Source organism: Halogeometricum sp. CBA1124 (assembly GCF_009741955.1).
Classification (GTDB): Archaea; Halobacteriota; Halobacteria; order Halobacteriales; family Haloferacaceae; genus Halogeometricum; species Halogeometricum rufum.
Genome location: NZ_WPCD01000031.1, coordinates 1 through 19,779 on the forward strand (window position 1 = coordinate 1; position 19,779 = coordinate 19,779).

General features: G+C 60.7%; 15 protein-coding genes and 4 pseudogenes. 1 reads left to right on the forward strand and 18 read right to left on the reverse strand.

Annotated elements, in window-relative coordinates:
- On the reverse strand, window positions 1–518 hold a 518-nt coding region (locus GJ632_RS06550), incomplete at its 3' end, for a PAS domain S-box protein (protein ID WP_191452459.1).
- A gap of 126 nt (window positions 519–644) precedes the next feature.
- A complete protein-coding gene (locus GJ632_RS06555) occupies window positions 645–905 on the reverse strand; it encodes a HalOD1 output domain-containing protein (protein ID WP_191452460.1) in 261 nt (86 codons plus the stop codon).
- 121 nt (window positions 906–1,026) lie between these two features.
- Here GJ632_RS06555 and GJ632_RS25810 point away from each other — a divergent pair, with 121 nt between their 5' ends.
- On the forward strand, window positions 1,027–1,287 hold the full coding sequence (locus GJ632_RS25810; protein WP_191452461.1) for a MarR family transcriptional regulator: 261 nt from the start codon (window positions 1,027–1,029) through the stop codon (window positions 1,285–1,287).
- A 13-nt stretch (window positions 1,288–1,300) separates the two neighbouring features.
- Here the strand turns inward: GJ632_RS25810 and GJ632_RS06565 are convergent.
- The 16 genes and pseudogenes from GJ632_RS06565 to GJ632_RS06640 form a co-directional block, all read right to left on the reverse strand.
- Window positions 1,301–1,798, reverse strand: a pseudogene (locus GJ632_RS06565) (hypothetical protein); the annotation flags it as partial.
- Complete coding sequence (locus GJ632_RS06570; RefSeq protein ID WP_343161061.1) at window positions 1,795–2,391, reverse strand: helix-turn-helix domain-containing protein; 597 nt, start codon at window positions 2,389–2,391, stop codon at window positions 1,795–1,797. The pseudogene GJ632_RS06565 and the gene GJ632_RS06570, both read right to left, overlap by 4 nt.
- A gap of 49 nt (window positions 2,392–2,440) precedes the next feature.
- Window positions 2,441–2,776 (reverse strand): hypothetical protein, encoded by a 336-nt coding sequence (locus GJ632_RS06575; protein ID WP_191452462.1) that lies wholly within the window; start codon window positions 2,774–2,776, stop codon window positions 2,441–2,443.
- Window positions 2,776–3,066, reverse strand: a complete 291-nt coding sequence (locus GJ632_RS06580) for a hypothetical protein (RefSeq protein WP_191452463.1) — start codon at window positions 3,064–3,066, stop codon at window positions 2,776–2,778. Before GJ632_RS06580 ends, GJ632_RS06575 begins: the two co-directional genes overlap by 1 nt.
- 218 nt (window positions 3,067–3,284) lie before the next feature.
- Entirely contained in the window at window positions 3,285–3,725 is a 441-nt protein-coding gene (locus GJ632_RS06585) for a hypothetical protein (protein WP_058365934.1), read from the reverse strand.
- Between the two features lie 610 nt (window positions 3,726–4,335).
- On the reverse strand, window positions 4,336–5,574 hold the full coding sequence (locus GJ632_RS23160; protein ID WP_231751375.1) for an HNH endonuclease: 1,239 nt from the start codon (window positions 5,572–5,574) through the stop codon (window positions 4,336–4,338).
- 13 nt (window positions 5,575–5,587) lie between these two features.
- Window positions 5,588–7,110: pseudogene (locus tag GJ632_RS06595) on the reverse strand (primase-associated protein).
- Window positions 7,107–7,991, reverse strand: a complete 885-nt coding sequence (locus GJ632_RS06600; RefSeq protein ID WP_058365072.1) for a hypothetical protein — start codon at window positions 7,989–7,991, stop codon at window positions 7,107–7,109. Before GJ632_RS06600 ends, GJ632_RS06595 begins: the two are co-directional and overlap by 4 nt.
- Window positions 7,988–11,811 (reverse strand): annotated as a pseudogene (locus GJ632_RS06605) (ATP-binding protein). Before GJ632_RS06605 ends, GJ632_RS06600 begins: the two are co-directional and overlap by 4 nt.
- Entirely contained in the window at window positions 11,804–14,029 is a 2,226-nt protein-coding gene (locus GJ632_RS06610) for a transferase (RefSeq protein ID WP_191452464.1), read from the reverse strand. Before GJ632_RS06610 ends, GJ632_RS06605 begins: the two are co-directional and overlap by 8 nt.
- Window positions 14,022–15,143 carry a hypothetical protein gene (locus GJ632_RS06615; RefSeq protein WP_074878665.1) on the reverse strand — a complete coding sequence of 374 codons (1,122 nt, stop codon included), beginning with the start codon at window positions 15,141–15,143 and terminating at the stop codon, window positions 14,022–14,024. The genes GJ632_RS06610 and GJ632_RS06615 overlap by 8 nt, the downstream gene beginning before the upstream one ends.
- A 2-nt stretch (window positions 15,144–15,145) precedes the next feature.
- Entirely contained in the window at window positions 15,146–16,261 is a 1,116-nt protein-coding gene (locus GJ632_RS06620) for a hypothetical protein (RefSeq protein ID WP_074878667.1), read from the reverse strand.
- Window positions 16,262–16,263: 2 nt separating this feature from the next.
- Window positions 16,264–17,124 (reverse strand): hypothetical protein, encoded by an 861-nt coding sequence (locus GJ632_RS06625; RefSeq protein WP_172863988.1) that lies wholly within the window; start codon window positions 17,122–17,124, stop codon window positions 16,264–16,266.
- Window positions 17,121–18,854 (reverse strand): annotated as a pseudogene (locus GJ632_RS06630) (hypothetical protein). Before GJ632_RS06630 ends, GJ632_RS06625 begins: the two are co-directional and overlap by 4 nt.
- A gap of 27 nt (window positions 18,855–18,881) precedes the next feature.
- The gene (locus GJ632_RS06635; protein ID WP_074878673.1) at window positions 18,882–19,301 is read right to left on the reverse strand and encodes a hypothetical protein; all 420 of its coding nucleotides are present in this window, start codon (window positions 19,299–19,301) and stop codon (window positions 18,882–18,884) included.
- A gap of 6 nt (window positions 19,302–19,307) precedes the next feature.
- Window positions 19,308–19,586: a hypothetical protein gene (locus GJ632_RS06640; protein WP_137711711.1), complete on the reverse strand. Its 279-nt coding sequence runs from the start codon at window positions 19,584–19,586 to the stop codon at window positions 19,308–19,310.
- Between the last annotated feature and the right edge of the window lie 193 nt (window positions 19,587–19,779).

A 19,779-nucleotide genomic window follows, 5' to 3' on the forward strand; every position in this document is an offset into this window, starting at 1 on the left:
AAAAGCTCCTCGACGGCGTCGTTCGCGTAGCGAATCGTGCTCGACTCGTCGATGGTAATGACGGCGAATGACGAATTCTCGGTCAGGGCGCGAAACCGCTGTTCAGACAGTTCGAGCTGCTGTTCACGTGCTTCCAGGCCGGTCGCATAGTAGCCGAGCAGGATTCCAGCAGCCATGAAGAGCGCAACGTCATTGAGAACGAGGACAATCGGTTCGCCGGCGGGAACCTGTTCGAGAGAGATGATGAACAGGATCCAGAGGGTGACGGCAACGCCGACGAGTGCGCCCCCAAGGAGCCATTTTGTCAGCTGGGTGATCCGGTCGATTGGGTGCGTTCGTGCCAGCCAGATTCCACCCACGATTAGTCCAAGCCCGACCGCAACCGGAAGAGATACTTCGATAAAATCGACGAGAGGCTCGTCGGTATCAGTAATCGCGCGGCCAAGTGCAAGCCATAGAAGGGCACCTCCCAGGAAAGTGACCGACCATTGACTGGCCACGCGATACGCCCGGTTCATTACAATATGTTACGACCTGTTAACCATTTAATCGCCGTGGACGCCAAGTGTCGGTGTATCCGCCCACCGCGTACCAGATGGAAGTGCCCGGCCGGTGTCCGGATACACCGCTCGGCAGGCATCGGGTTACTGTGGCTCTGATCTTTCCCTTTGGTCAATCAGAACGTCGACGTTGTCCGGCGTCACTACGAGTTGGACGCCCTCGACCGTGAACTGAACTTCTACGTCCGCCTGTGACGCGTTCACGAGCTGGTCCAGAGCGTCGACGTCGACGTAATCGTGGAGCTGATAGGTGTCATCCTCGAGCCCACACGCCTCTAGTCTCTCAACAATATCAACCAGCAGGTCACTCGATGTGGCCGGACTGTCTACTGGTGGGGAATCCATCTGTACACGTGGGGCATAGTATGGCAGTTGTTTAAAACGTTTGGAGTCAACCACAGAAGCTTAACGCTTCCTCAATTGACTTAGCGCGTTCGGGATAGCGTCGGCGCAACCACAAGCGATTATGCGCTTTGACGCCGACTGGATGTCTCGCGCCGATGACCGCATTCTGGAGCATCTTGCTGAAGCCGGTCCCGATACCCCAAAAGAAATGGCGGACAGCGATCGAGTGCGCTTCTCTCGCCAACACATCAATGCCCGTTGCAAGACGCTGGTCGAATACGGCCTCCTCGTCCACCTCGGCAACGGCGTCTACGATATCACGCGAACGGGAGAGCAGTATCTCGCCGGCGACCTCGACGCTCGTGATCTCGACCCCGAATAGCGTCAACTGTCGCCGCGACCAGGTCCTCGATGAACCGGAAGCCGTTCACGAACGTCACCGAGTCACCGTACCCCTCGCTCGCGAGCACGGTTTCGGCCCCTTCGCCAGCCGCGATATCAGTCGTGTAGATGTACACCTCGGTCGCTGTCCCCGCACTGAGATGCTGGGCAGCGAGGGCGGCGAGGGCGGCGTCGGCCCGCTCGACCTCGTCGGCAGGGCGGTCGTCGGCGTTCGCGATGTACCGCTGGACGCCGTCCATCACCCGCGAGACGACCGGTTCGGAGAACTCGAGCGGCGCCGCAACCGTCGCCCAGCCCTCGTCGATTGCGGTGTCGACGGGCGGGTTTTCGACATCCGGATCGTCGATAGTCAGCTCCTCGTACACCCGTTCGGGCAGGACGAAGGTGACGTCGTTCCGGCGAGCGAACCGCCGAACGGCCTGGTACCGACTGTTCGACGACTGTCCCATCGCGACGAACAGGCCGGTGTCAGCGATGTGGAGCCGGCTCACGCGTCGTCAGCGCCGTCGTCGTCGATGTCCAACTCGTCGAGTCCCGCCCCAGACTCCTCGATGTCGTAGTGCTCGTGGACGACGGGCCGGAGCGCCTGGAGGATCATCTCTGCAGCCAGCGGCGAGATGTCGAGGTCCTCCGCCATCAGCCGGTGGGTCACTTCCCCACGCTCCCGAGCAATCGCGTAGGTGAGCGCGGTCGCGAGGCCGGCGACGCCGTGGCGGTCGATGTAGGTGTCGATGTCGGCGTCCGTCTCGCGGCGGCCGACGGCGTCGATGAGCGCCGGCGTGATCGTGTACTCGCGGTCACCGGCGGCCGTCGTTACAGTCAGGTCGATCTCACGGGCGGCGTACCGGCGCGGCTGCTCGTCGTCGGTGACGTCGACGACGCCGGTGTCGACGAGCCGGTTGACGTAGCTGTAGGCGGTTCCCTGTGCGAGGTCGAGGTCGTCCATCACGTCCTGGACGGTCGCCTCCCCCTCCCGAGCGAGGTACGCGTACAGCTGGGCCAGCTGTGGCTCCTCGAGGAGGTCCGCGACCGAGAGGAAGTCCTGGACGATGTCGCCGTCCGCGCGGTTTGAGGTGCGTGACACGATTCGTTCTTGATTACAGTTTACAGCGAAACAGTAAAGAGTGTTTGGGTCACTCCGCCGGCGTCGCGACGAGATGCTCCTCGAGATCGCGCGTCCAGTACGTCGCGAGCCCGCCCGGACTACAACGGGCGCACAGCTGTATCGGGCCTTCCAGGTGCCCCAGTTCGACCCGGAACCGGGTCAGTGCTGCGAGCGTGTCGACGACGAGTCCACAGCCGTCACAGGCGACGTGATCGCGCTCGTCGGGATCCGGCTCTGTCTGGATCGCGCAGTCGACGCAGATCGGGTGGGTGACCCGCTCGTCTTGCCCCCAGGTGTGGGCCTCGCCAGTCTCGGTGCCGGGTGGGGCGTCGCAGAATGCACAGCCAGTGAGCGTCTGCTGCATCACTCGGCCTCCGCGTCGGCGTCGCGGTTGGCCGTCCAGCCACGGTGGAAGACGGCCAACTGCGTTGTCGAGTCGAACGCCGTACCGCTCGGCTTGTGAACCAGAACGTGGTCTTCAGGAACCGGAGTGACGACGTCCGCGTCGACGAGGTCGTTGACCAAGCGTTGGGCCGTCGTGTCGTCGATGTCCGCCGTGTCGACGCTGGTGGCGTCGCGGTCCTGGGCGAGCTGTTCTTTCTCGAACCGTTCGTAGTCGCGACTCGTGTCGTCGTGAGGATCGGGACCCGGCATGGTGAGTCACGCAGCGCACGCTGTTGCGCGCTGCACGCCTCCTGGCGCCGACAAACAGTTCATGGCGTACAGATTCGGCACCTCCTCGGATCGCCCGGCCGCCAGGATACACTCATTCGAGGAGTCGGGCGGTGGGTGGGGGCGAGGGAGTGGATCCAGCCCCACCGTTAACCAACACCGTGCCGGTATTGGTCGGAAATGTTGGTTAAGCCTCGTCCCTACGGCGCTCGGAGCTCTCGAACTGGCTTCACGACGAAGGTATCTGGCTCGCTGGTTGCTCCTTCACCTGATCGCTCCGCCGACGTCGAGGGCGACTGCGTGAGCTGGGTGATGAGCTCGTCGCGAACGGTTCGTCGAGGGACGGTGGTCTCGTGCCAGCCCAGCCGGTCGTCGAAGTGCCGCTTCTGGAACTGCTCGCCGACGTCGTCGGCGGCGACGTACTGCGTCCGCGTCGACCGCCCGACCTGCCGGGAGATGAAGACGGCGCCCACGGTATCGTGCGTGAGTTCGACGAGAGAACACTCCACGAGCGCGACGACCGACGCGTGATCCCGGTCGGTCGGAACCGCCATCTCGAGGTCCGCCCACGGCGCCTCATCGTCGGGGGTACTTGCTGCGTAATCCGCTGCTCGTTCCCTGCTGCGTTGTTCCGAAGCCATCGTCTATCGGGGGCACGTGATGCGCCCCGCCACCCCCTCGTGGGGGCGACAGACCCCACCGAATCGCACCCTGTCAACCAATGCGCTAAATCTGATACTTCCGTAGTTCCGCTACCCCTGTGATGGCCCCTCGGCCTGAGAGAGCCGGCGGCCTTCGCACACTGCATATCGCCTCTTTCTTTGGACGAAAACCGCGATATGCAAGACACTATAACGCCCTCAAATCGAAGAAGAACCCCGTCGGGCCGATTTGAGGCGGTAGAAAACACCTCGACGAAGACTATAGATTGCGGTGAGACGGAAAAAATTGCTCGACGGAGGGTTCTACTCCCTCAAAATAGGGGATTGAATCTGACATGGATGGATTAGCCCTACTACCTTGGTATAGGAAGTCTCTTTTTGGAATCAGTCAGGTGGTCTGATATCACCTATATCAAGTGGTTTCGGGTGTATTAAGCACTGAAACGGCTCGACGTGCTTCAAAGAGGTAGAATCAAACTACGGTCAGCTGAAGCATAATAGTCTAGATATTTTCATCATGTTGGGGGCCCTCCACCTCTGAAAGAAGGCACAGACAAATTACCGCTCTACTATCGAAATACTCTGTGTGCTATTGGTTCAACCAAGATTCAAACCCATCATCTCCGTCGTATTCGGTTGTGGGGGGATAGTACGATCCCCCATGGGCTTCCTTATGGCAGGGTTCACAAAGAGTGGCCAAATTCTCATCACAGGATTCACCTCCTTCTGAAATCGGGAGAATATGGTGTACCGTTAATTCTTCCTCCCGATTGCATCGGAGGCACGAACCGTCGCGTCTAATGATCCTGTCTCTCGTTCCAGGCGAGACTTTTTCTTCCTGAGCAGACTGTGACCAGGCTTTCTCGACGGCTCTCTCTTTTTCAGGGTCGTATTTGAACCGGCGGGCATAGCTATCCGAGCAGCCAACAACGTTGGCAATATCCTTCGATGCAGCCCCCTCTGCCATTTCCAATAATGCCAGTATTTCCTCCTTAGCAGTCGCCGCCTCCTCAACTCCAGATTCATAGAGCTGTTTCAACTCGTCAAGAGATGTCCGCCTATGAGGAACGTATTGAGAGTCATCACTAGTTAGCGTTGCAAAATGGGTTGATAACAGATCTGGGTTTCGACGGAAATACTTCTCGACACGGATCGAGAAGGATAGACCGAGCTCGGAGACAATCGGGAAACAGTCTTCAGCAGCAGCCCTCGCATCACTTAGAGAATCGAGCTGGTTGATATCCACTTCACTCAGATATTCCTCAAGGAGTCCATCAAAAATCACACTCTCAGCTTCATCGCCAAGATATCGGTATCCATCCACAATACACGGAATCCCCTGAACGACAGAGACACTAGCTGGGCCCCTTCCTCGGGCTGTACTATATGGGTCGTATCTCCAGTTGGCTGCGTCCCAGCAAAGCTGCTGATATTCCTCGGAATAGACTTCACGAAGAGGCAACACAGCAGTCTGAGATATATAATCGCCTAGCTCTGAATTAGCAATAGCGCTGAGGAGCGAGTCTGCATCGCTCCGTGTGGAGGCAAACAGAACTATCCCTTGGCTTTCGTAGCCTTCTATCAGGAGTTCGATTTTGAACTCATTATTCTGTGAAAGCGCGGTCTTGACGACGTCATTGTGGTTCCCGAATCGCCCTGACGGTTCATAATCACTATAGTCGAACGCCGTTTCGTCGCGGGCAAGGTAACACGAGAAGCAAAGGGCCAGATCGAGGCGACCCAACTCATACTGGTCAACCATAAAATCATCAAGAGAAGTCTCGCAGTCGGCACATTCCATAGATGGTTTTCCAATGGCATAGGCCATAATATCTGTCTAGTTAAAACTGCTCAGCGGGGCTAGCTGATTCCTCCTCAACCTGCTCGTACATCTCATCAGGAAACGGGAGACTGCCCCAGATCGAGTAGGGACACTGGTCCTGGCCGATACAGTAGCGCTGCAGATCGTCGTTATCGCAGTTCATCGGCAACGGCGTGTCGCCGTCGATGGTGTTCGAGAACTCGTAGCGGACCTGGTATTCGGTCTCCTGCTCGTCGTACCACGGCCACCGGGAGAAAACGTCCTTGAGGTCCGCGACGATCTCGTCGAGGCTGCTGTCCTGATACTGCGGCAGCCACATCACCATCCGCGCAAAGTTGTAGAGGTCCTTCCGGACGGGCTTCTTGTCGTGTAGCCGCTCCTCCATATTCGCCATACAGGGGAGTTCAAAGAGGTCCTCGATCTCTCGCACTTCGATCTGCTCGGCGCCGGCCCCGGCTCGCCCGATTCGGTATGTATTGACGCGCCCGTCGCGATCGATCGTGACGGCCGAGTGGGACTCGTGGTCGGCCAGCGTCTTCGCGAGACTGCTCGGACTTGAGATCCAGTCTGTTACTGAGGATTCCCACTCGTCCTCGGCCTCGTACGCCTCGACCGCTCGATACAGCTCTTTCGCCGTGTGGAACTCGCCCGTTTGTGCCACGTCGTCGGGTGCGGCACTCAGGCCCGTCGGAGGACGCGGATCGTCCGTTCCCCACGGTCCCAGTTCCGCCAGATTCGCTCGTGATGGCCGGTCTCGAGGAAGCGGTCGATCCGCTCCGTAATCGCCGACTCGTTCGTGGTCAGCCACGATAGCTGGTCGTGGGAGAGTCCGTCTTCTTGCACCCTCAGGAGCTTCTTGAACGCCTGCTCAGCGTAGTCCCGATACTTGCTGTCGAAATCACCGACCGGGACGTACAGGTTGTTGTCCTTCACTTGCGTCAGTATCTCCCCGCCGTCACTCCCCGTCGATGACTCGCCCTCCGCTCGAACGAGACATTTGCGTGACGCCGCCGCCATCGGGATTTCGAGGTACAGGCCCTCCCCGAACTCCGGCATTTCTTTGATGCCCGTACAGACCCGACCCGGATGCGGGCCATCTTCACCGGGCTCCTTGCTGTACAGCACGTCGGCGATGTCCTGTTGGAGCGCCCCATCGCCGTGGGCCCGAATGAGGGAGGCGAGATTGTTGACGTACAGCTCCCGGATATCGTAGAGCACCTGGATGTTCCGAGGCGATGCGTGTTCGAACTTGGGGTGCTCTTTCACACAGATCGCACTCAACGTCGCGAGCACGGCGAGCGTCCCCGGCTCGTCGACAAACGGCTCCTCGGCGGCGTCGGCACGAACCTGCTCTTTGAACGCTGCCGTCCCGAACCGCTCGACGTCGTTCACGAGGTCCTCGGGTTGGTCCTCGCCGTCGACGACGTATCGGTTGTAGCCACGCGTAAACAGCTGGTTGATACGGGTCTCACCATACTCCAGCGGGAGTGCCGCAACCCGATACGCCATGTTCTCGTCGTCGGTGGGGGTACTCGGACTCATTCGTCGATCACCTCGGGTGTCGCCGACCGAACGTCGAACGCCGGGCTCTCGATTGGTTGAACGATGCTACAGACGTCGGCGTGCAGCGAGTAGGGCAGGCGAGCGACACGCCGGCGGTCGGCCGTCACGACGGGGTCGATCGGGATGTCGTATGTCTCGAGGAGGAGGTCGTTCAACACCTCGCGACTCTGCTCGTCGTATCGGTGCGCCGGGTCGGTGTCCAGCAGGTAGACGTGGACCCCCTGCCCGCTGTACACGACCATCGTCTCCTCGGCGTCGAAATCGTCCTCGAAGATGTCACGCACCTCGAACCCGTATTCGATGGCGCGGTCGATGTCTTCGAAGGCGTACGGATACCCCTCGGGAGCGGCGTCGAGGATACCCGCAGCGTCGAGGAGCGCATCGTCGTCCCGATCATCGACGTCCGCCGGGACCCGCTCCACCGCCCGGTCTCGGGCAATCTCTTTCGCGTCGATGTCAACGAGGAGGACCCAGGGTCGTTCCCAGTGATCCAGCGCGTAGTAGACGGCGTCGGGCCGTGGGTCCGGTTTCTTCAGCACCTCCGGATCAGCAAGCGCGAACTCGCTCCGCCCCAGCGGGTCGTTGCGCGCTGGATGCCGAATGAACTCAACGACATCCTCGAAGTCGTCAAACTCGGGCGTCGTTCGGTCCCCCGACGGATCTGTTTGCCACGTATCCCGCCGGATGAAGTCCTTGTCCGGCACCTCGTCTTTGCGCACTGGGTGGGGCTCTCGGAAGGCGACGGCGTACTGTTTCGGGCCGGTCGCCGTGATGAATTCCGGCAAATCGTCCAGATAGCGCGGGAACCCCTCCGCGTAGTAGGTGTAAATCTCCTCGCGGGTCGCCTGTCGCCAGGTCATTGGTTGAGTTCTTGGTCGAGATTTTTGAAGCCCCGAACGGTGGTCAGGCCCGCAGCATCGAACTCGTCGACAGCGTCTCTGATGGTCGCGAACGACCGTGCCGCCCGCCCGCTGACCCGCTCGCCGATCCGATCGCGTCGGCAAGGCTCTCCAATACGTCGAGCGCCGTCTCGCGATTGTTGAAGGCCCAGATTGCGTCGGCGTCCACCGCGCTGAGTTTGTCGTAATCCTCGACCGGGGCGTGCCGGTTGTTACTCGCGAGCTCTGCTTCGCCGGCCCAGACAAGCTCGCCGTCCTCGTCGAAGCCGGCCACGTCCAGTACCGTGCCGTCTTCGGTTTCGTAGTACGGCCCCACGCGACCGACGTCGTCCCGCTGCTGGAGCCACAGCTCGAGGAGCCGGACGCCAACCTTGTGTGGCGTTTTCTCGCCGAGATCGCCCGCTCCTGGCCCCGCCTTCAATTCTCTCCCCAGGAGGTCTCGACCGTCTGGGAGGACGGTGTAGTACTTGCGCCCGGCCGCGGAGTCCGCTTCCAGGAGGTCCTTCTCCGTGAGCCGCTCCACATGGAGGTCGTCGTAATCGTCCCGAAGCTGGCTCATCCTGTCCAGTAGCGTATACTCGTCGTCCTCTCGATTCATCACGTCGAGGACCCGATTCAGGAACCGGACGTCGTCTCGACTGAGCCCGCGTTGTCGGAGTTCGTCATCGGGGACGGGCACGCTACTTTCCTGAACGGGTGTTGCCCCGTTCTCCGGCTGTGTTGCTTGGTCACCAGTTGGGTCCTCGTCCGTCTCGGTGGCCTGCCCGAACAGGGAACTCATCTCTGACTCGTTTGTATCTGGGTCGCTGTCCGTCTCGGGCTGCGGAGTCGACGTCGACGCGTCCTCGGTCGTCGATTCGCTGATGAACGCGGATTGCGTCGGGTCCGTTCCTGAGTCGCCGTCGGCAGCCGAGCCCGTCGTTTCGGCCCCCGAACTCCCCCAGCCAGTCTCCTCTGGGGAAGTGCTCGACTCAGTCGGCTCTGTCAGCCCGTACTGGGCCTGTGTCCGCTCGACCATCCGTGGCCGGGACACGGACTCGAAATGGTCTTCCTGGGGCTCTGTGAGCGGCTGGTCGCTTTCTGGATGCCCCGCCGCAATCGGGAGCGGCTTCAGCGAAAACGGCGGTGGACCAGTCTCCCCGAACGACGGGCTCGGGAGTTGCGCAATCCACTCGCCACTTGGGAGCGTGTTGATCCGGTTGCGGAGTTCGGTCGGGCTGAGGTCCTCGTGGGCAAGCGACTCCGCGAGGTCGCGCTCAATCGAGATGTTCCCGATGAGCTTCGTCTTGATGTTGTTCAGCACCTCGTCATAGGCTCGCTCGTTCCGGTTCCGCACCTGTTCAGGGAACTGCATCACGAGCCCCATACTCAGCCCGAACGACCGACCCTGCGGCAGGAGCTGCTCGGAAACGAGCTTCGTCGACGCGACCGGCGCCGCCTCCTCGATGATGAGGTTCGTGAGCTTCTCGTAGTCGGTCTGGCCGTCGCGACGGCGCACCTGCACGGCGTCCCAGAGGTTGCTCAACAGCAGGAGTGTGATCGCTCGCTGTGCCTCCGGCCGAAGGTCGCCGAGGTCGAAGATGATGGTAGCGTCTTCGTCGAGGAACTCGCGGAAGTCGAAGCGGTTGTCGACGTACTCGCCGGCGTCGTTCTGCTCGGGGACGTGGCTGAAAATACGGCGGAGATGCGCGTCCTCTTTGAGCTTGTCGAGGCGATTCCCGACGGCGTCCATCGACACCTGGAACTGGTGGTTGTCCTTCGCGAAGTGACGCGTCAGCGATTCCTCGATGTTCTGGTTATCCGCTGAGACCGGGGGAATCGTCTGGTCGCGCTGCATCCGGAGCGCGGCGGCGAAGAGGTCGTCCAAGCCGAACACGTCGCTCCCGTACTCCTCGTCGAACAGCGCCTTAATCAGGTAGCTGAGGATCTCGTTCGCGACGAACGCCTGCCCGTACTGCTCGCGGCCCATAATCATCCGGAGGATGTCGTGGAAGTGGTCGACCTTGTCCTGAATCGCGTCCTCCCGGTTGCGACCGGCTTCGAGCGCGGGCCGGATGTCGAAGAACGAGAACGCGGGAATCGTCTCCGGGACGCGGAAATGGTAGACGTCGTCCAAACCACCGAATCGTTCGTAGTGGCAGCGCAGGTAGTTCTCACACATCCCGTCGCCCTTCGGGTCGACGAGGACGACGGGGCCACCCGTCGTCTCGCGGAGCGAGAGCGCGTCGTTGATGATGGCCTTCGACTTCCCGCCACCAGTCGACGCGAATCGCCCGTAATGCGTCGGCAACAGGTCCGGCGGGATCCGAATGGGGTCCGGCCGTGGCTCACCGTTCTCGTCGAGCGCGTAGCCGATGGCCATCCCGTCTTGGAACTGCTGGATCAGATCCGGATTAGGCCACGGGAGCGGATTCCGACTCTGCTGTTCGGCCCTCGTTCCCCGCGTCCCTTCGACGGTCAACTGTTCGGAGGAGGGGACGAGGACGAAGTTCGCGAGCTCCGTCCCGCTGAGGACCAGCTCGGGGCGGGTCTTCCCTCGTCCCATCGTCAACTCGCGATTGAGGAGGCGCTGGAGAGCGGCCCGTGCCTTCTTCTCCTTCGTTTTCTCACGGAAGCCGCTGTCCCGGAGGCGTTGCCCCTCGACCTCGTAGAACGGTCCATCAAGCGGATCGAACACCGGGAGGAGCGAGTCCATCCGGCCATCGAGGTCGTCGTGGGTGTCGTCGGTGGGGACACCGACGGCCCGGATGTTGACCGTGAACGACCGTTTGGCGTTCTTCGCGTCGATGTACTCGATCCGCTTCTCGACGGCCTCGCTGAGTTGCCGGTCGTCCTGGTCGCTCCGCTGTTCCTCGACTTCGAGTAGCGACCCGACGACCTCCTGGAAGAACGTGTCGCGGCCGTCGACGAGGTCCTCTTTCCGTACCTCCGCGTCGGATTGCCAGCTGGCACGCCGTTGGAAGACGACCTGGAACGCGGTCGGCGCTGTTGCCTCCATCAGGTGATCGATCAGCGACGCCAGCGCCGCGCCGGGTTCGTCGACGGACGAGAGATCGCCGCTCGTTTCCTCTGTCGTGAACGGCGTCAGCGAGGTCATCCAGTCCTGCTTCCGCGACGCGGCGCCACACCACCGGACACCGAGCGGCGAGACAGCGTCTTGTGCCGGGCGAGCTAGAATCGTTCCCGCTGGTGTCATCGTCGGCTTCTCGATGGCCCGTTGCTCTTCCTCGTCGTCTGGAAGTGCATCGGGCGGTGCTAGTTCAAGGGCTGAGTCCCCGACAGTCACGTGATGATCGGGGACTCTCGTGGCTGCCGTACCGCCGTCGACAACGGGGTCTGCTTCGGCTGACTCGGAGTCCCTTGATTCCTCGTCGACGATGTCGTACTGTTCTGCCGGGCCAAACTCGTACTGCAGCCGCCCGGCCTCGTAGTGGTCGACGAATTCCTGCGGTGTGAACTCGACTGGCTGAATGAGCCGGGCAGCGACGTCGACGTCGACGCGCTCGATGTCGAACGTGGCTGGATAGATGGAACGGAGGCGCTTCTCGAGCGTATCGAGGTGCGCATCGGCCCCGTAGAAGAACTCCACCGGGTCGTCCGGGCCATCACTGATCGCGAGGAACTCGAATCGGGGTGGTGTCTCACTGTGGAGCGGGTTCAGCTTCGCCCCGAGGCCCGACGAGCCGGGCGTGGTCAGCTTGTGGAGACTGTCGAGGACGCGGGAGATGCTCTCCGGGTCAAGTCGCTCGGATGTCGGCGTGACGCGCAGGTACTCAGCCATCGTTGGTGTCCTCCGTAGTCCCGCCGTCTGGCTCAGCTTCGACGGCGTCTGATTCCTCGTTCAGTTCGCTCGTTTCGTTCGTTCCGTTCGTTGCTCGGTGTTCGAGCTCTTCCTGAAACTCCTGCATCTCGGTATCGACGGCGTCGTCGCCGGCGCCGGGCAGTGAGGATCGGACCTGTGAGGTCGGGTCAAAGTCGATGACCCGCTTCTCCTTGGGCATCGCTTTGACCTGGATGCCGCGCCACTCGCCGTCGACGCCCACCAGCGCCTCGGAGAAGCCGGCGTCCTCGTTGCCCGGCACGGCATCTTGGACGAACCGCATCTGTGCGTAGTTCAGGCCGAACTCGTCGGCCCACTCCTCGTCCATCCCGTCGAGGCGGTGGAACTGCTTGACCGCACACTGGTCCAGAATGGCCTCGCTCTCGGCGTGCTCGAAGAACTCGTCGACGGTCTGCGTGACCAGTCGAATCGAGAGGTCGTGATGTCGGTGGTGGCGGAACACCGTCTCGAGGAACGCCAGGCTCGCGGCGTCCTGCATGATGTAGCGCGCCTCGTCGATGTAGAACACGACCTCCTTCTCCGAGACTTTCGCCCGCTCGTACACCAGCGAGATCAGCAGCTGCATCGTCAGCGCCGTGCTGCTGTCGACGCTGCCCTCCTGCTGGGCGAGATCGAGGTAGATGACCTTCTCGTCGCGGATGTCGAAGTCCGATTCTTGGCCGAGGTTGGCGTGCCGACCGTCGTCCTCGAAGGGGCGGAGCTGGTCGAGGAGCCACGTCGCGTCCTCTTTGATCTTCCCCGCCTCCTCGTCGGACCGGACGACGAACTCCTCGGGGTCGTTGACCATCTCCTCGAAGACGTCCATCATATCCTGAATCGTCGGACTCGGGTTGTCGTGCGTCGAGATGTCGTCGGTGATGCCGTTGCGCTTGTACGCTCGCTTGAGTCCGAGTTCGAGCGTCGTCCGGCGGTCACCCAGCGAGATGCCCCGCAGCGCGAAGAAGTTGGTGAGGAAGCTCATCGCGTCGTCGAGCTTCTCGTTGAACGGGCTGGCGTCCTCGCCCATCGCCCGCTGGACGTGCTCGGGCGTCTCCCGAATCTCCAAGGGGTTCAGGCCGAGCGTCCCGCCGACCGTGATGCGTTTGGCATCGAGCGCTTCGGCGACCCCCGCCCAGTTGTTCAACGGCTCGAGGATGATGCCGATACGGTCCTTGCTCTGCTCGATCGACCGGATGAAGTTCTGTTTCGAACTGAACGACTTCCCGGAGCCGGTGTCGCCGACGGTGAACATCGCGTACCCGTTGTCCCGCGCGAACGGGTCGATGACGACCGGGCTCTGGTTGTCTTTGTGAATCCCGAACTCGACGCCGCCCTCCTCGAGGATCGTCGCGTTGTGCGGCGAGGACAGCAGCGCGCCGACGGCGCCGCCGAGCGCAATCGACGTCCGCCCGAACTCGTTGTCGCCGATGGGCGCGGCGGACTGAAGGGCGAGGTCCTGCCGACAGATTGCCGTCTTCGGCGTGAGGTTCGCCGGGTCGTCGCGGAGCGCGCTCTTGACCTTCTGGACGGCGTCGCGGAGGTCCTCCTTCTCGTCGGCCCGGACCGTGATGAACATCCCCTGGTCGAAGACATTCGCGCCGTTCTCGACGGCCTTGTACGTCGCTGCGGCCTCGTTGGCGCGTTCCTGTAGGTAGGCACTCCGCACGCTCTGTTCAAGGTCAGCGTCCACCTGAAGGTCGTCAGCGATATCCTGCAGTTCGTTCCGCGCCCGCTCCTGGTTCTTCGGCGTGATGTGGGCCGTCAAATCGAACTGCACGTCCGTCATCTCGAAGAGCTCGGAGAGGTAGCCGTCGTTGGGGTAGTCCGGGTAGTCAGCGATGTACAGCGTCGTCGTCCACTGCTCGCCGACCCGTGCGGCTCGCGTTTCCCACTCGGCGGCAGCCGGCGCGGTCACCGTCTTGTGTGATTCGGCGATGTCGTCGAGGAGCTGGCGTTCGGCCTCGCCCTGTTCGAGTGTCTCCTCGTCGAGTACGTCGGAGAACTCGACTTCTTCCGTGTCGTCTTCGGTGTACCAGTCCCAGAGGAGTTTCCCACCGATACCGAGCAGGCCAACGATGAGGAGATAGAGCGCTGCGCCCTCCGTAGAGGTCGGACTGGAGAGCCACCTGACGAGCTGACTGCCCACGCCGCCTCCCGCTTGAAGGATCGCGCTACGCATCGAACGCATCCTCCCGGCGCGACTGGCCGATGATCGGCTGTTCGCGAACGACACGCTCTGCCTCGTCGTAGTCGTGTTCGCGACCGTTCCAGAAGTCCATATTCAGGACGAACAGTTCGACCGTGCTGAGCCGCCGTGCGGACCATCCGGACGCCTGCTGGATGAACTCGGATCGCACGTCGTTCACCCGACTGTCGAGCTTCTCGAACATCTGTGCGCGACGTTCGACGTCGGTGAGGTCCTCGCGACGGGTGACGAACGGGTTGAACAGGAAGCCGATGACGGGAAACTGCGTCAGCTTCTCGGCGGGCGTGCCCTCGTCGCGGAAGCGGTCGTAGACCTCCAACGGGCTGACCTGGACGCCGATGTAGTATCGCACCTGCTGGATGCCGCGCTCCCGCATCTCCTTCGGCCGGGTCTCCCGGTACTCCTCGAGGAGTTCCTTGAAGATCGGATTCTCCGTGACGTCCTCGTCGTTGAGGCGGTCCTCGATGTTCTCCGTGATCTGCTCCACCGGGAATGAGCGGGTTGTGGCGTGGAGTTTGAGCTTCGAATCCAGCTCTTTGTTGGCGAAGTCCTCGCCGGCGTCTTGGAGCTGTGCCCAGTCGTCGGACATCGCGAAGTCCATGTTGTCCGGGTCGATCTCGATGAACGCCTCCATCGTCCCGTCGGCCCGCTGAATGGCTCTTGCGCCCGGCCACGCTCGCTCGATGTTCGTGAGGTCCTGCGTACGTTCGTCCGGCTTGAAGGGCGTGTAGTTCGCCAGACCGCCCTCATTCCGCTCTGTCTCGTTGGTACTCCCATCAGCGTCTTCGGGAGCACTGAAGGTAATCTGCGGCCGTTTGACGTACCGATAGACGTCCTTGGTCCACGTCCACGCGTTCAGGTGATCGGGAGAGACGTAGACGATGGCAACGCCAAAGCCGAAGCCGCCGGCGACGAACGGAAGTGCGAGCGATTCGATCCCCGTGAGGCCGGCGATGAATAGGCCGACGATCGGAAAGGCGATCAGGACGCCGACGTCACCCTCCTCAATGTTGAGGTAGGGGATGCGACTCTCCTCGCCGAACTGGTCCATGATGCGCCGTGCGGCTGCGTCTTGATCTATCGACATTGTTAGTGGATACCTCTATCAAAGTCCATTCCGCGTTCCTCACCCGCTGTATCCGACGTAGTACCACCAGGGTCGTTCTCGGTCCGTCGGTATGAGGGCGTACTATCTCCACCCTCACCATGACCGCCTTGGGCCGCAGCTTTCTGTGCAACGGCATGGCCGGCTGCGGCTTTCGGCCCCCACCGAGCAGCGGTTGTCGCGACGCCGGCACCCCCAACATACGCACCGGCAGCTACGCCGCCGATGAGGGCTGCGCCCTTGGTGGCGCCGCCGATAACTTTCGCCGTCAGCGGGGTTGCGTATTTGAACGTCTTCCAAGTGATATAGAGCGCGATAAGCGGCAGTGACGCGGCAACCAGGTACTTCAGAAACGCACTATTTGGCGTGAGGGCCCCTTCCGAATACAGCAAATCGTATCCTTTGAACACGACTGCTGCTGGGAGGGGTAGAACCGCCAAAGGAACAAACCGCTTGGAGAATCCCATCGCGATGTCCGAAAGGACTGGGACATTACCATAGGCGAGAGCAAACGCTATCGGCATCCCGTAGACATACACGTAAAGCAATACCTCTCGAATATAGTAGAGGGCCTCAAGTGCCCACATCGAGAGGCCACCAACAATTGCGAACACGAATGCAAGCCCGGGATTGGTCAGAGATTCTTTGAGAAAATTCAGCATCGCATCACCCAGGGTTTCGAGACTCGGCATCAATGCGATGGTGAACCCGTCGACGATGTAGAGACCAAGAACACTGACCCAGTACCAGCTGATGATAAGAAACGCGCCAACCCACGCAGTCTTCTTTGTCCGTCTCGCTTCGTATACACTTCCGATATTGAATATCCGAACTGTGTGTCGCCCTTGAATACACATCACCAGAAGGAGTAATGAGATGAGCATAATCTCACCTCCGACCAACGCATCCCGAATTGCAGGCCAGGGTCCGTTTGTTGGCGCACCAAAGACAAATGCACCGTCGGTTTCGGGCGTTGGAGTCCCGAACATCTCCTCAGTGAGGGTTTCATAACCAGTGTTCAATCCCTCCATGAAGAGGGAGATCACCCAATCGACGACGTCTTTGAACCCCTCTAGGACGACATCAATCAGGTCCACCATAGTTAGTCCTCACTAATCGTAATCTCGCAATTATCGAATTCCTCTGACGCGGAGTAGTGGATACTGTAAGTATTGGAAACTCGGTTTGTCCCCACTCGTGTTTCTATAATGACTTCGAAGCTCCCGGTTTGTTCTTCGCTCTCACACGAAGTCCCCTCACCTCGAACGAACGCAAACGGTGAACGGTAACTGTACAGTGTGAGCTGCTCTCCCGGTTCTATGACTACCTCGTCAACCTCTGTATCTTCTTCTGGATCGTATATGCCACTGACATCATCGTTTTCATCATAGTTCGTCCCTTCCTCATCCGAGGGATATGGAACATCTCCAATAAAGAGGAGCTGCGTGATCGCATCCGGGCCATTCCCTTGGTTTTCAACAGATACGAAGGCCTCTTTTGAGATTTTATCACTCGAGCTATTCCACATCTTTTCAGGCTGATTCTTCCCGATCCCCATCTCCACGATGCTAAGATTCGGCTGAACGGACAGAGCGGACTCTTGCACAGTTTCTTCGCCCTCTAGTGCGAGAACGCGATACTCGCCTGGAGCGTATGACGTTCCAATCTCAAACGAAACCTGCTGTGCTCCTGTCGCTACGTCACGTTGACCGAACAATTCTCCATTCGGCTGGATGAGATTGACTTGGCTGACATCGGTGTCTTCCGAGAGTTCCACCACGACCGTTGTCCCATCAACAGCAACGCGCTGAAGTGGACCTTGGTCATTTTGAGATGGAGACCCATTACTGGGTGTTCCGGAGCTCTCATTTGTATTCATACACCCAGCAAGGGTTGTGAGTGCGGCGCCGGCGACTGTTCGGAGGGCGGTTCGCCTACTGATGGGTGGGGTATCTCGTGTCATGAATTGCGTTGGAAGATGTCTGCTGGACCGAGCATCCGCAGGAGGCGCTTGCCAGCGTAGAACATCACGAAGAACGGCAGGAGCTGCCAGCCGACCTCGAACACCAGCGCAAACCAGCCGTCGATCGTTCCTAGAGGGTGCCAGCGGGCCGTCGCGGTATCACTCACGTACGCCGGGTCGTGACCGAGCCACGAGCCAGAGTGGTACCGAGCCGTGTAGATGCCCGGTTCGTCGATGGTCACGATCGCCACCCCCGAGGCGTTGGTCTCGACGCGCTGATCTGCGACCGTGATGTACCCGTTCCGGGTGGTGCCGCCGATTGGATACTGACGGCTATCGTCAAGCGCAATCGGCGCACCAGTTTGATTGTCCCGCAGTTCGACCCTGAGCGTCGCTTGCGACTGATTCTGCTGGATAACCTTAACAGTAAGATTGCTGCGGTGGAGTTGTCGCTCGGAGCCGGCATCCGACTCGACGATTGACGCATTCACGCCCCGGACGATTCCCGCAACATGGAGCGCCTCTCGATCGACGTTCTCAGCTCGAACGGCGACGCCGTACGTCGTCGTGTACGATTGGTTGACGATGTCGATATTGATGTTCTCACCGATGGTGCCGACCGGAGACGGGCGGTCAGTCCCCCAGGTCTCGATGAGTTCCGGCCCGTCTCGAACCGGCTCGGCACGCGGCCCGATCCGCGAGGGATAGGCGTGGACGTACACCGGAATCGCGTCCGACTCGACGGTGGCGCTATCCGTGCGATTCGACCGGACGAGCGTGTCCCAGTTGGTGTTCCGAGCGGTGTAGAACCGCCAGATGCCACGGACCCGTGCCTCACCGTCCTCCGTGAGCGTGTACCCCTGCCACGGCCGCGACTGGAAGATGGCCACGCCGGCTTCGCCGTTCGGATACTCGGCGTAGTAGGGGTACGGCCGAGAGGTCGTAGATCTCGACGGCGATCGAATCGGAGACGTTGTGTGATTCCGTCCGATAGGTGACGTCGACGTCCGTCCGGTCACCCAGGTCGGTCCTGACGGTTTTCTTCAGCCGGACGCTAATCTCCGCTTCCAGCGTGAGATTCGCACTCCAGTCGTCCTCGATCTGGTAGTCGAGGACAGGCGTATGGGCTCCGTCACGCTCGGCGATGGTCTCGCCGTCCTTCTTCAACCGGACTTCTTCGATCTCGTGCTCCGTGAGCGACCATGAGATAGTTGTGTTGCCGGAGGAACTCCCGTTGGGGACGCGAACGCGGTAATCAACGAACCCGCGCATCGTCCCATTCGGTGCGATATAGAGTGGGGTTTCACCGGACTCGAGGTGTCCACGAGTGGAGGGCTGGACCGCGAAGATCGTTGCGTGAGCATCTTCGATGAAGACGCCGTCCTCAAGGTCCGCGTGCGGCGGATGCACGGACGTATCTGGGCCGCCGGCGTCGAGGTCCTCAAAGTCGTTCCGCGTCCACGTCGCCGCAGTCGCCGGCGGTCGTTTGAACGTACGTCCGTCCCGTTGGCGACCTGATGGACGGCGGAGCGGTTCTCGCCGTAGCGCTGGCGGTACTCTTCTTGGCTGATGTAGTTGTCCGCATCACGTGACCACAGCGTTGCCGACTCGTTTTCCGTGAGCCCATTCCCCTCCGTACCTGGTCGTGGCGGGTCAGCGGCGACGATACCCGTGACTAGGCTCGTCGCGAGCAAGCCGGCCATGAGCACGGAGAGCTCTCGGTGGTTCATAGGGCTCGCAACGGTGCTGTGGAGTGCTTACCAGGGGACGAGGTCGACGCACTGCGCCAGCGGGAGGCCCATCATTGACCCGGCGACGGTGTAGAGCGGGCCGAGGACGACGAGGACGACCGCGGACTTCATCGCCGAACGCTTGTGGCGCTTGAGCCCCTTCTTCTGCTCGGGATTGAGGGTGAACATCTCGATAAGGGAGTCAGCCTGCCAAACGATTGCGAGGCCGACGATCCCCAGCGCGGTGGTCAGCTGGAAGAACCCCTCAATCATACTCGGGAGGTTGTCTGCGCTACAGACCGCGTTACTCTGGGCTGCAACCGGTTGAACGGCAAACAGGCTCAGGAGGACGATGGTGAGCGCTGCCTGCCGAGGGATTTTCCCAGTCAGCGGTGACTCGGTGTCAGTGCTACGCTCAGGGTCGGAGGGAGTCTGGTCCTGTGACATAGCGGGTCAATCATCGGTGGCGTCTCCAGCCGTTGGCTGGTTCTGCTGCTCTTCGACGAGCGACTGGAGGTCGTCGAATCGGTTGGTGTCCTCTGCGATCTCTTCGAGGGTGTAGCCCTGCTCGCGGGCCCGTTCGAGGAGGTCGCGGAGCTCATCGGGGTCAACACCGCGGACTTCCATTTCCTCGCGGAGGGCGCGGCGATAGAGGGCGGAGGCGTTGATGTGGTCGTTCCACATCAGGTACAGGTCATCGATCTCCTCGATGGTGACTGACCTCGTAATCATACATGCGGGTATGGGTATGCACCGGCTGAGTCCCGGTACATATTGGCACGGTAGCTGGATGAGGAATAAATGCTTTCTGGCTGCCAAGTGGTGCAAATTTATCCGATAAATTATAACCAAATCACTTGTTGACCTAGTAGAAAAAAGTCTTAACCAACATCCACTGAGAAAGTTGGGCATCTGTTGGTTAAGA

Excerpts from the sequence above, each read along its gene's own strand:
- GJ632_RS06555 (WP_191452460.1), bottom strand. The coding sequence starts at position 905 with ATGGATTCCCCACCAGTAGACAGTCCGGCCACATCGAGTGACCTGCTG.
- GJ632_RS25810 (WP_191452461.1), top strand. The coding sequence starts at position 1,027 with ATGCGCTTTGACGCCGACTGGATGTCTCGCGCCGATGACCGCATTCTG.
- GJ632_RS06575 (WP_191452462.1), bottom strand. The coding sequence starts at position 2,776 with ATGCAGCAGACGCTCACTGGCTGTGCATTCTGCGACGCCCCACCCGGC.
- GJ632_RS06580 (WP_191452463.1), bottom strand. The coding sequence starts at position 3,066 with ATGCCGGGTCCCGATCCTCACGACGACACGAGTCGCGACTACGAACGG.
- GJ632_RS06585 (WP_058365934.1), bottom strand. The coding sequence starts at position 3,725 with ATGGCTTCGGAACAACGCAGCAGGGAACGAGCAGCGGATTACGCAGCA.
- GJ632_RS23160 (WP_231751375.1), bottom strand. The coding sequence starts at position 5,574 with ATGGCCTATGCCATTGGAAAACCATCTATGGAATGTGCCGACTGCGAG.
- GJ632_RS06600 (WP_058365072.1), bottom strand. The coding sequence starts at position 7,991 with ATGACCTGGCGACAGGCGACCCGCGAGGAGATTTACACCTACTACGCG.
- GJ632_RS06610 (WP_191452464.1), bottom strand. The coding sequence starts at position 14,029 with ATGCGTAGCGCGATCCTTCAAGCGGGAGGCGGCGTGGGCAGTCAGCTC.
- GJ632_RS06615 (WP_074878665.1), bottom strand. The coding sequence starts at position 15,143 with ATGTCGATAGATCAAGACGCAGCCGCACGGCGCATCATGGACCAGTTC.
- GJ632_RS06620 (WP_074878667.1), bottom strand. The coding sequence starts at position 16,261 with ATGGTGGACCTGATTGATGTCGTCCTAGAGGGGTTCAAAGACGTCGTC.
- GJ632_RS06625 (WP_172863988.1), bottom strand. The coding sequence starts at position 17,124 with ATGACACGAGATACCCCACCCATCAGTAGGCGAACCGCCCTCCGAACA.
- GJ632_RS06635 (WP_074878673.1), bottom strand. The coding sequence starts at position 19,301 with ATGTCACAGGACCAGACTCCCTCCGACCCTGAGCGTAGCACTGACACC.
- GJ632_RS06640 (WP_137711711.1), bottom strand. The coding sequence starts at position 19,586 with ATGATTACGAGGTCAGTCACCATCGAGGAGATCGATGACCTGTACCTG.